The following is a 10,605-nucleotide window of genomic DNA, read 5'->3' on the forward strand; positions in this document are numbered from 1 at the left end:
GTTGGCTTGCCAACTGCAGGGCTACCGAAAGCCCGCCCCGTACTGCGAAGCAGTCAGGGCCGGGTAGTTTACACATCGACCTAGACAAGGGCAGGGATCCGAGATCCTCCCAAGGCCTCCACCAATGCCCGCACTTGAGCCACCATGGCCACTTCATCCTGGAGCCGGCTGACAGCTTTGCCCACCCCTACACCTGAAGCGCCGGCAGCAATGGCCAAGCGCACTGTTACCGTCGAGAGGCCGGAAGCGCAGATAACCGGTACCGAGACGACACGGCTAATTTCATAGGCGGCGGCCAGGGTGGGGGCAGCCTTCTCGATCAGGCCCAGGGATCCCCCGTGAACCGGCTCGGCACTGGTGCTGCCCTCGGTTTGGATGAGATCGGCTCCCAGATCCTCCAGTTTCTCGGCCAATTCTGCCTGTTGATTCAGAGGCAGAGTGTGGGGAACGGTTACCGACAAGAGCGTGCGGGGCAGAAGAGAGCGGGTTCGGCGGGTAAGGTCTAGGACTTCCGCTGCGGAGAAGATGCGGCCTGAAGGGTAGAAGCTGTCGTAATTGCCGATCTCGGCCATGTCTGCTCCTGCCTGTACGGCTGCGGCCAACTGCTGCGGCTCCACCGCCGACACACAGATGGGCAGATCGATCTGGGCGCGTACCCGCTGCACCAATTCGGGGCTGGCAGCGATATCCACCCAAGTGGCCCCTCCCTGTTGGGCGGCGCGGGTGATGCTCAGAACCGACTGCAGGTCGAAGTTTTGTAGACCGCTGATGATCTTGAGGGCCCGACGTTGGGCCAGAGCGTCGAAAAGAGCAGCGTGAGAGGCAGTGGTCATAGGCTCGTCAGCTTGTGGAAAGGCAGTCTAAGAGGAGTGAAAACAAACGGCTGCTAAAACTGGGCTTGGGGAAGCCTTTGCTCAGTCTAGAGGGTTTGCCTCAATCCCACAATGGTCCCTCTTTACCCCATCATCCCAGTCCTTTTGGCTCACCACAATTCTTCAATAGATTCAATAGAATAGGGATCCCTTCTTGCAAGCCATCATGTATCGCTCTTCCTTCCCCTTCCTGGGCCTGCCTGAGCCGGATCCGGAGATGGCCCAAGCAATTCTCCTGCCCGTCCCCTACGAGGCCACCACCTCCTATGGCAAAGGCACCGCCAAAGGCCCTCAGGCGCTGTTGCAGGCTTCTGCCTATGTGGAGATCTACGACGAGGTACGGGATCGCCAGCCAGCTCTTCACCCCGACTTCTCGGAAGAGATCTCCCGCTACTGGACGGCCCCCCCGGTGGAGTTGGAAGGTCTGGGATCTTCCGCCCAGGAGCTGGCTATGGCCGAAATCCAGCGTCGCGCTGCCGAGTGGGTGAGACCGGGGCGGTTCCTGCTTTCCATTGGTGGGGAGCACTCCATCAGCGGGCCCCTGATTGCTGCCCACCTGGCCCATTATCCGGAGCTGCACGTCCTGCAAATCGATGCCCACTGCGACCTGAGAGATAGCTACGAGGGATCCCGCTATTCCCATGCTTCTGCCATGGCCCGCGTGGTGGAGCAAGTGGGCAGCCGCCTCACCCAAGTGGGGATCCGCTCCATCTGCGCCGAAGACCGCCAGACCATTCGCGAGCGCCGTCTGCACACCTTTTTTGCCCACAGCTTGCACACCAAGCCAGCCCAGGAGTGGATCCCAGAGGTGATTGCCACCTTGGGCCCCCAGGTTTACCTGACGGTGGATGTGGATGGGCTGGATCCCGCTGTTGTGCCAGCCACCGGTACCCCCGAACCTGGCGGCTTGGGCTGGTGGGAGACGGTGGAGCTGATTCGGGCACTAGGACAGCAACGGCAAATCATCGGCGCCGATGTGGTCGAGCTGTCGGTCACCGGGGAACGGGAAACCGATCGCCGCAGCGCCTTCACGGTCGCCAAACTGGCCTATCAGATCTTGGCTGCGGCCTTGGGTTAAGCTCAAGAAGAGCTTGGCCGGCCATCCCCGGGGCACCTGTTCGAGTTCTTTAGGTTTTTGGGTAACACACCTGTGAAATCGGCCCACCCCCGTCGTCCTGCTTTTGAACTTCCCGCTTTGTCCTGGATTCCCTTGGTGGGTGGGGCATTGCTGCTGATCCTCTTGGCCACCTTGCTGCAGTGCTTGGTGGTGGTGCCTGCCGGCACACGGGCCGTGGTGTTCAACTCCCTGACGGGGCTGAAGCCGCAGCCGCTGGGAGAAGGGCTGCACCTCCTGCTGCCGCTGGTGGAAACGCCTATCTTCTACGACGTGCGCACCCAAACCTACACCATGGCCTCCCAACGCTCCGAAAACCAGGGGGATGATGCGTTGAAAGTGCTCAGCGCCGACGGCCAGCAGATCTCCCTCGATGTCTCGGTGCGCTTTCGCTTGGATCCCGACCAAGTGGCCCACCTGCACCAGACCATTGGCCCTTCCTACGTGGACAAAGTGATTCGCCCAGAGGTGCGGACGGTGGTGCGCAATGAACTGGCTTTGCACCGCGCCATCGCCGTTTTCTCGGAAGAACGCGAGCAGATCCAGGAAAATGTGGAGCGGCAGCTCTCCAGCATTTTTGCTGAGAATGACCTGATCTTGCAAAACGTGCTGCTGCGCAATGTCCGCTTCTCCGACCAATTCCAAACGGCCATCGAGCAAAAGCAAATTGCCGAGCAAGAGAAAGAGCGGGAACGCTTCCTCGTGGAAAAAGCAGAGCTGGAAAAACAACGATTGGTGATCCTGGCAGAAGGAGAAGCCCAAGCCATTCGCCTCCAGGGGGAAGCCCTGAAGCAAAACCCAGAAGTGGTGCAGTTGGACTACGCGCGCAAACTGGCGCCCGGCACCCGCGTGATCATCTCCCGACCGGATCCCTGGCAGCGGTAGCGGACAGCCCGTTGGCTCTGGGTTCTGCAAAAATCTATCCCAGAGCATTGTTGCCAATTGGAACGAGAATGGGGATAGAGATCCCCGGCCTGCTGACCTGACGATGCCCCTTGACGAGCAGCTCATCCACAGCCGCATTCAGGCCATCCGAGCCCAGATCCCAGACCATGTGGAGATCATGGCAGTGAGCAAAGGCTACAGTGCCGACCACATCCGCGCCGCCTATCGGGCTGGGATCCGCCACTTTGGGGAGAGTCGAGTGCAAGAGGCCGCCGTCAAACAAGGGCAACTGCAAGATCTGACCGATATCGTCTGGCACTTGATCGGGCATCTGCAGACCAACAAAGTCAAACCGGCCCTCAAGCAATTTGCCTGGATTGACAGCGTCGATAGCTTGCGCCTGGCCAAGCTGATCAACCAAAAAGCCTGGGAGCTGCACCTCACCCCCAAGCTTTGCCTGCAGGTTAAATTGGCTCCGGATCCCAATAAGTTCGGCTGGCTCATCCCCGATCTGTTGCAGAGCCTCCCCGAACTGAACCAACTGCTGCAGGTGCAAATTGTGGGCCTGATGACCATTTTGCCTTTGGGCTTGAGCTCAGAGGCGGCCCTAGAGCTGTTTCGCAAGCTGGCCGAACTGGCCGATTACATCCAGCGCAGCGGCTATGAACATCTGCAGGTGCACACCCTCTCCATGGGCATGTCCGACGATTACCTCCTGGCGGTGGCAGCAGGCTCTAACTTGATCCGGCTGGGGCGCGCTTTGTTTGCCGACGCCGAGCAGGAATAGATGTGACCTCTGTGAAGCCGTTAAATTGTGATTAAATTTTGTGTAAAGCCGCGAACTCCGGAGTCGCCCTGCGGGGTACCTTTGGGGCGAGAGTTCGGCTTGGCTCGATCAAAAGCGGGGGGATCCCGCCCAGGATTTGCCCTATGGGGGAAATTTTGGGGAAATTTGTAATCATTTGCGTTACTTCCGTTAACGTGGGCTCAATCCAGACGGGGAGCAGAGTTCAATCCTGCCAAACAACGGCTTGGCAAGTGAGATGACATCTTCACTTCTTCTGGGTAAACTCTAGTCGTCGAATCAATGGGGTTTTGTTAACCTGCGTTAGCCCCCACTCGCTTCGGCAGCTTTCTGAGCAAACCCTGTCTCAGCCTATTGAAAGACTTTGACCGAGAATAAAAGGACGCCCCCTAGCTTGAGTGAGCCACTCAGGATCCAATCAAGAGCCTGAATCCTACGCTCGCCGTAAACCCATGACCTGTAGTGAGGATGTGCATATGAATGTCAATGGAATCTGGAGCAGGGTAAGAGATTTTGTGGGTCTGAATGATCCCGTGGACGGCCTGGAGGAGTACCCTGAAATGGAAGGGCAGGATGATTACCAACTGCTCTACGAGGGACGCCGTTCCCAACCGGCTGCTCCCCCTGAAGAGGAGGAAACGACGAGTACCCTTCCGCGGGGGCGGCGGCAACGGGGAGTGGAAGCGGGGGAGGGCTCTGCCGGTCGAGAAGAGTCGCGGGGCCATCGGCGCAGTCAGCATCGGGATCGCTCAGCAGGGGGCAGTATGGGGAGCAACGTGATTGGATTACCGGGCGTAAACCCACCCACCAGTGAAGTGGTGGTGATGGAGCCGCGCAGCTTCGATGAGATGGCTCAGGTTATCCAGTACCTACGGGAGCGCAAGACGGTGATCCTGAACTTGACCCTGATGGATCCCGCTGAGGCGCAGCGCTCTGTGGATTTCGTTGCCGGCGGCACCTACGCCATCGATGGCCACCAAGAGCGCATTGGCGAAAACATTTTTTTGTTCACCCCCAGCACGGTGATGGTTTCCACCCCCAGTAGCCAAGTGGTGCAGCCGCTGCAGCGCCCTTTGCAAAGCCCTACCCCCCTCTGGCCCAGCACCTATGAGCATCTGCAGGCAGTAGGTCAGCACTAGTCGTTATGGAGCGACCGCTGCTGAGTGTTATCGGGGGTGGAGCCATGGGATCCGCCCTGCTGCGGCGTTGGGTAGCTGTGGGAGTTTATCCCGCAGCGCAGGTGGCCTTGCGGGAGCCTGATCTGGATAAGGCTGTGGCCCTGCAGCAGGAGCTGGGTATCCGATTGTTGGCGGATCCATCCCAGGCGGGAGAGTCTGAGATTCTGTTTCTGGCCGTTAAACCGCAGCTCTTCCCGACAGTGGTGGCTGAGATGGGCCGGCTGTCCGCCACAGAGCTGGTGATCTCGATTATGGCCGGGATCCCCTTGCAGCAGTTGCAGCAGGCTTTTCCCAAACAAAAGGTGGTGCGCACGATGCCCAACACGCCGGCGCTGGTGGGGGCGGGCATAACGGCCATCAGCTACGGGCCAGGGGTGACGCCTATGCAGGTGGAGCAGGTGGAGAAGCTGTTTCGCGCGGTGGGCGAGGTGGTGACGGTGGCCGAAAGCCAGATGGATGCGGTGACGGCACTTTCGGGTTCCGGGCCGGGGTATCTGGCGGTGATTCTGGAAGGGCTGATCGACGGAGGGGTACAGGTGGGGCTGCCGCGTCCCATTGCTACCCAGTTGGCCCTGCAGACCTTGGCGGGTACTGCTGCCCTCTTGCAGCAAGAAAATCTGCACCCTGCCGTTCTCAAAGACCGGGTCACCAGTCCAGGGGGGACGACCATTGCCGGGATCCAAGCCTTGGAGCAGGCGGGGGTGCGGGGAGCCCTGATGCAGGCAGTGCGAGCGGCCTACGAGCGCTCTTGCCAGTTACAGGGATCCTAGCGGGCCAGCAGCCCTTGCCACAGGGGGCGGGTGATCCAATTCCATCCCACCTTGAGCTGGTGTTCCAGTGTGGGCAGGCGCACCAAATAGGCAGTTCGCCGGGCCAAATAGCCCAGGGGGCCGGTCAGGGTGAGGCCGCCAAGGGCAGAAAGCACCGCCGTATCCACCCCCAGGCTGAGCATTTCCCCCAAGGAAAAGTAGCGAAAGGGCAAGAGAGGCCGCTCCTGGGTGAGCAAAGCCCACAGGTTCCAGGCGCAATAACCGGCCTGTTGAAAAGCCGCTTGGGCTGTGGCCGGCACCGGCTGTCCCTCCGCATCTACCACCGCCGCTGCATCCCCCAAGGCAAAGATCTCTGGGAAGGTGGGGGTTTGTAGGGTGGACAAAACCTGCAGCCGTCCCCGCTCCGTTTTGGGCAGATCCAAATTGGCAATCACCGCTGCCGGTCGGGTTCCGACAGTCCACAGCACAGCATCCACAAGATCTGTGGCGATCTCCTGGCTCTCCAGTCGCTGGAGCTGCAGACGGAAGGGAGGGGCGCCGTTCTCGTTAAGGGCCTCGATGCCCAAGACCTTGGTTTGCAACTCCACCTGCACCCGCCGTTGGGCCAGCGCCTCTTGGGCCGCCTCCCGGCTGGAGGGAGCAAAGCCGGACAAGATTTGGGATCCCAACTCAATGAGGCGGATCCGTCCCCGCCAGCCCAGCCGATCCGCCAATTTGCAGGCCAGTTCCACGCCACTGGCCCCTGCTCCTGCAATGGCCAGAGCCACAGGCTGAGCCGGATCCCGCTCTTCTAACGCCTTCAGGTGGGCGCGCAGCCGCTGGGCATCTGCCAGGGTGCGAAAGGGAAAAGCAAACTCCGCCGCTCCCGGAACGCTCTCCAGAGGGGTTTCTCCCCCCAGCGCCAGCACCAGCGCGTCGTACTCCAAGCTTTGCCCATCTTCCAGCTCCACGCGGCGGGCTTGAGGGTCGATAGCCCGGACGGATCCCCGGCGAAACTGCACCGATCCCGGGGGCAGCAGATCTTGAAAACGGGGGGCCACCTCCCAGTCTTCCATTTCTCCGGTGAGCAGCTCATAAAGCAGGGGGGCAAAGACGAACCGCTCCTGCCGATCGACCAAGGTGATCTGGGGTGGCTCTGACCAGGGTTGCCGGCTCAGTTCCAAAGCTGTGTACAACCCGCCAAAGCCGCCCCCAAGAATGCAAATGCGATTCATGCTCGGATGGTTCACGTGACGTTATCAGACGTTATCAAAGTTGCGCGAAAGGCCCCGACTTAACAATCACACCCTGCTGATGCAGAAGGGGCAACGAGGGATGGCCCACCTTGGGCTTGAATTGATTTAAACTTTCCCGGCTAGACTTCTCCAGCGTAGTCTTTGTTGCCCCAGCTTTGCCAAGCCGGCACTTCTGACAGGGAAGCCCGTCGCTCGTCCAGCCAAGTTTGGAGAATTACCGCCGCCGACTGCTGATCGATTAAGCCCTTCTGGGCTTTGGCCGGGATCCCCGCCTCGCGCAGGTCCCACTCCGCCTGCACGGTGCTCAGGTATTCGTTGACGGTAACAACGGGAAGATCCACGGCCACCTGCAAAGCGCGCACAAACCGCTGGACTTTGCGGGCCTGGGATCCCACCGACCCATCCGCCAGAAGGGGGATCCCCACCACCACCACGGTGGCCTGGCGGCGGCGGATCCACTCCTGCACTTGGGCAATATCCTCTGAGAGGGAACGGCGCTGGATCACCCCCAGGCCAGTAGCCAGCAGCCCCAGCCGGTCGGAGCCGGCCACGCCAATGCGGCGGTTGCCTACATCCAGCCCCAGCGCTGAAAGGGGATCCCTTGTGGCAGAATAGTTCAGGCTTATCGACATCCTTGCTGATCTTTATGGCTGCCTGGCCCCCTTTGGGGCTTGCAGTTTCCGTTCCCCTATCCTCTCTCGATGACCCTGTTTGGAGCAACACTCGATGACTAGCGCTACCCTGTCTCTCCCGAAGCATGAAGTGAAAGATCTGAGCCTCGCCCCCCTGGGCAAGCAGCGGATTGGGTGGGCGGCGCGGGAGATGCCGGTGCTGGCCCAGATCCGGGAGCGCTTTGCCCAAGAAAAGCCCTTGGCCGGGCTGCGCTTGGTGGCCTGCTGCCACATCACGACCGAAACGGCCAACCTGGCCCTGGCTTTACAAGCAGGGGGGGCGGATAGCGTCCTCATTGCCAGCAATCCCCTCTCCACCCAGGACGATGTGGCCGCCAGCCTGGTGGCGGACCATGGCATTTCGGTGTTTGCCCTCAAAGGAGAAGATGTGGCCACCTACCGCCGCCATGTCCAGATTGCCCTAGATCACCGCCCCAACCTGATTATCGACGATGGTGGAGATGTGACGGCGGAGCTGGTGCAGCACCGTCAGGAGCAACTGTCGGAGCTCATCGGCACCACGGAAGAGACCACCACTGGCCTGGTGCGCCTTAGGGCCATGCTCAAGGCGGGGGTGCTCAGCTTCCCGGTGATGACCGTCAACGACGCCGAGACCAAACACCTGTTCGACAACCGCTACGGCACTGGCCAATCCACCCTGGACGGGATCCTGCGCTGTACCAACATCCTTCTGGCCGGGAAGACGGTGGTGGTGGCTGGCTACGGCTGGTGCGCCAAGGGAGTGGCCATGCGGGCCCGCGGCATGGGATCCCAGGTGATTGTCACGGAAGTCAACCCGGTGCGGGCTCTGGAGGCGGTGATGGACGGCTTCCGGGTGATGCCGATGGAAGAAGCCGCTGCTCTGGGGGACATCTTCATCACCGTCACCGGCAACAAGCACGTGATTCGCGGCGAGCACTTCGACCGCATGAAGGATGGGGCGATGGTCTGCAACGCCGGCCACTTTGACATTGAAATCGACCTGGTGGCGCTGCAGGAGCGGTCGGTCTCCCGACAGACGGTGCGCCCCTTTGTGGAAGAATACCGTCTGCAGTCGGGCAAGTCAGTGGTGGTGCTGGGGGAAGGCCGCCTGATTAACTTGGCTGCTGCCGAAGGGCACCCCGCCAGCGTCATGGACATGAGCTTTGCCAACCAGGCCCTGGCCTGCGAATACCTGGTGAAAAACCGGGGCCGCTTGGCCCCAGGGCTTCACCCCATTCCTCTCGAGGTGGACGAGGCCATCGCCCGCCTCAAGCTCAAGGCCATGGGGATCCAAATCGACAGCCTCACTCCAGAGCAGATCGAGTACGGCAACACGTGGACTGCCGGGACTTAAGTGGGTTTTGGGAATTCAATCGGGAGCTGAGTCTGGGATCCCAAGCAGCAGGGCTAGCGTGCTCCCCCCAACCTCGAGCCAGGAGGGGATTCCTAGATTCTGTGAACCTGCGACCAAACGCGGGTGGGCAGGCCCCAGATGTAGATAAAGCCTTCGGCGGCGCGGTGGTCGAATTGATCCCCTTCCCCGTAGGTGGCCAGCTCGGGGTTGTAGAGGGAATAAGGGGAGCGACGGCCCACACAGACCGCCTGGCCCTTGTGCAACCGCATCCGCACGACACCGGTGACGCTTTTCTGGGTGGCGCGGATAAAGGCGTCCAGAGCCTCCCGCAGCGGCGAGTACCAAAGGCCGTTGTAGATCAACTGGCTGTAGGTGGTCTCGATGCCGTACTTGTAATGGATGACATCGCGGGTGAGGGTGAGGCTTTCCAGCTCGCGGTGGGCTTGGATCAAGACCATTAGAGCAGGGCACTCGTAGATCTCCCGCGACTTGATCCCCACCAGGCGGTTTTCAATCATGTCGATGCGGCCCACCCCATGCAGGCCAGCTAAGGAGTTGAGCTGCTCGAAGAGGGCTTTGGGACTGAGGCGCTGCCCATCCACCCCGACAGGGATCCCTTGCTCGAACTCAATCTCCACGTAGGCGGGCTCGTCGGGTGTCTGGGAAATAGGCCGGGTGAGGGCATACACTTCCTCCGGCGGCTCCCGGTCGGCATCTTCTAGGATGCCGGCTTCAGCGCTGCGGCCCAAAATGTTGAGGTCGATGCTGTAGGGGCTGGACTTCTGCACGGGCATGGGGATCCCGTAGCGCTCCCCATAGGCAATGGTCTCCTCGCGGGTCATCCCCCACTCGCGGGCGGGGGCCAACACTTTGAGCTGGGGATTTAAAGCAGCAATAGCCAGATCAAAGCGCACCTGGTCGTTGCCTTTGCCGGTGCAGCCGTGGGCCACCGCATCGGCGCCCACCTCTTCCGCCACTTCCACCAGCAGCTTGGCAATCAGGGGTCGGGCCAGTGCCGTAGAGAGAGGGTAGCGCTGCTCGTAGAGGGCGTTGGCCTGGATGGCCGGGAAGGCATAGTCGGTAATGAGGGCCTGGACAGCCTCCCGCACCAGAGATTGCTCTGCCCCCGCCCTGAGGGCTTTGGCCTGAATGGCCTCCAGCTCCGCCCCCTGCCCCAAGTCGACTGCCAGGGCCACCACCGATTCCACCCCCCACTCGTGCTTGAGATAGGGAATGCAGACGGAAGTATCCACCCCGCCTGAATAGGCCAATACCACCTTCTTTGCCCGTCCCATGGGATCCCGCCGTTGCCGTTAAAAAGTTGCTAGCCCATTATGCCCTGTGGCAGGGATCCTGGCTGGCCTCAATGTCGGTTTCCTCAGCTATTCTCAAGGGGATTTCTCCTGCCGGGGAAAGGCCGGGGGTGTGAGTGAGCATGGCTGGCAAAAAGACGGCTGCGGCGTGCCGGGGATCTGAGCCCAAGCGAACTGTGGGGCTGGGGATCCTGTCGCTGCTGAGCTTTGTGGCCGGGATGGGGTTTGCCGCCCTCTCCCAGCCAGAGGTGGGATCCCCTGTTGCCGTCTCCGAGCCGGAGGTGCCCCGTTTTACCGCCCACGGTTGGCCCTTGTTGGATCCCTTGCCGCAGCCGGACGAGATTTGGGAGTGCGAGCTGGTGGTGGTGGGCGGATCCCTGGGAGGGGTGGCAGCGGCAGGCCATGCCATGCGAGGGGGGGTGCAGA

General features: G+C 61.1%; 10 protein-coding genes and 1 pseudogene. 7 read left to right on the forward strand and 4 right to left on the reverse strand.

Going from position 1 to position 10,605, the window contains the following annotated elements; all coding sequences use genetic code 11:
- Positions 1-80: 80 nt before the first annotated feature.
- Positions 81-833: a DUF561 domain-containing protein gene (locus NW837_RS07065; protein WP_011433343.1), complete on the reverse strand. Its 753-nt coding sequence runs from the start codon at positions 831-833 to the stop codon at positions 81-83.
- 193 nt (positions 834-1,026) lie between these two features.
- Here NW837_RS07065 and speB point away from each other — a divergent pair, with 193 nt between their 5' ends.
- The 5 genes from speB to proC all read left to right on the forward strand — a co-directional run bounded on the left by speB (position 1,027) and on the right by proC (position 5,624).
- A complete protein-coding gene (gene speB, locus NW837_RS07070) occupies positions 1,027-1,950 on the forward strand; it encodes an agmatinase (RefSeq protein ID WP_414330196.1) in 924 nt (307 codons plus the stop codon).
- A 72-nt stretch (positions 1,951-2,022) separates the two neighbouring features.
- Positions 2,023-2,871, forward strand: coding sequence for a prohibitin family protein (locus NW837_RS07075; protein WP_011433345.1), 849 nt, complete (start codon positions 2,023-2,025; stop codon positions 2,869-2,871).
- A gap of 103 nt (positions 2,872-2,974) precedes the next feature.
- Positions 2,975-3,658: a YggS family pyridoxal phosphate-dependent enzyme gene (locus NW837_RS07080; protein ID WP_414330197.1), complete on the forward strand. Its 684-nt coding sequence runs from the start codon at positions 2,975-2,977 to the stop codon at positions 3,656-3,658.
- A 578-nt stretch (positions 3,659-4,236) separates the two neighbouring features.
- Entirely contained in the window at positions 4,237-4,815 is a 579-nt protein-coding gene (locus tag NW837_RS07085; RefSeq protein ID WP_414330208.1) for a cell division protein SepF, read from the forward strand.
- Between the two features lie 5 nt (positions 4,816-4,820).
- A complete protein-coding gene (gene proC / locus NW837_RS07090; RefSeq protein WP_011433348.1) occupies positions 4,821-5,624 on the forward strand; it encodes a pyrroline-5-carboxylate reductase in 804 nt (267 codons plus the stop codon).
- On the opposite strand, the gene NW837_RS07095 is transcribed toward proC, so the two are convergent.
- A complete protein-coding gene (locus NW837_RS07095; RefSeq protein ID WP_414330198.1) occupies positions 5,621-6,838 on the reverse strand; it encodes an NAD(P)/FAD-dependent oxidoreductase in 1,218 nt (405 codons plus the stop codon). The two genes, proC and NW837_RS07095, sit on opposite strands and share 4 nt — an antisense overlap.
- A gap of 140 nt (positions 6,839-6,978) precedes the next feature.
- A complete protein-coding gene (gene ruvX, locus NW837_RS07100) occupies positions 6,979-7,491 on the reverse strand; it encodes a Holliday junction resolvase RuvX (RefSeq protein WP_414330201.1) in 513 nt (170 codons plus the stop codon).
- 94 nt (positions 7,492-7,585) lie between these two features.
- On the opposite strand from ruvX, the gene ahcY reads away from it, so the two are divergent.
- The gene (ahcY, locus tag NW837_RS07105) at positions 7,586-8,866 is read left to right on the forward strand and encodes an adenosylhomocysteinase (protein WP_414330203.1); all 1,281 of its coding nucleotides are present in this window, start codon (positions 7,586-7,588) and stop codon (positions 8,864-8,866) included.
- A 92-nt stretch (positions 8,867-8,958) separates the two neighbouring features.
- Here ahcY and NW837_RS07110 read toward each other — a convergent pair whose 3' ends face one another.
- Positions 8,959-10,161 carry an argininosuccinate synthase gene (locus tag NW837_RS07110; protein WP_414330206.1) on the reverse strand — a complete coding sequence of 401 codons (1,203 nt, stop codon included), beginning with the start codon at positions 10,159-10,161 and terminating at the stop codon, positions 8,959-8,961.
- Between the two features lie 140 nt (positions 10,162-10,301).
- Here NW837_RS07110 and NW837_RS07115 point away from each other — a divergent pair.
- A pseudogene (locus NW837_RS07115) lies at positions 10,302-10,605 on the forward strand (hypothetical protein); the annotation flags it as partial.

It is taken from the genome of Synechococcus sp. R6-10, assembly GCF_047461815.1.
In the GTDB taxonomy this organism is placed as follows: Bacteria; Cyanobacteriota; Cyanobacteriia; order Thermostichales; family Thermostichaceae; genus Thermostichus.

Bases quoted from the DNA above. Each gene is read 5' to 3' on its own strand.
- NW837_RS07095 (WP_414330198.1), bottom strand. From the start codon at position 6,838: ATGAATCGCATTTGCATTCTTGGGGGCGGCTTTGGCGGGTTGTACACA.
- ruvX (WP_414330201.1), bottom strand. From the start codon at position 7,491: ATGTCGATAAGCCTGAACTATTCTGCCACAAGGGATCCCCTTTCAGCG.
- proC (WP_011433348.1), top strand. From the start codon at position 4,821: ATGGAGCGACCGCTGCTGAGTGTTATCGGGGGTGGAGCCATGGGATCC.
- NW837_RS07080 (WP_414330197.1), top strand. From the start codon at position 2,975: ATGCCCCTTGACGAGCAGCTCATCCACAGCCGCATTCAGGCCATCCGA.
- ahcY (WP_414330203.1), top strand. From the start codon at position 7,586: ATGACTAGCGCTACCCTGTCTCTCCCGAAGCATGAAGTGAAAGATCTG.
- NW837_RS07065 (WP_011433343.1), bottom strand. From the start codon at position 833: ATGACCACTGCCTCTCACGCTGCTCTTTTCGACGCTCTGGCCCAACGT.
- NW837_RS07110 (WP_414330206.1), bottom strand. From the start codon at position 10,161: ATGGGACGGGCAAAGAAGGTGGTATTGGCCTATTCAGGCGGGGTGGAT.
- NW837_RS07085 (WP_414330208.1), top strand. From the start codon at position 4,237: ATGGAAGGGCAGGATGATTACCAACTGCTCTACGAGGGACGCCGTTCC.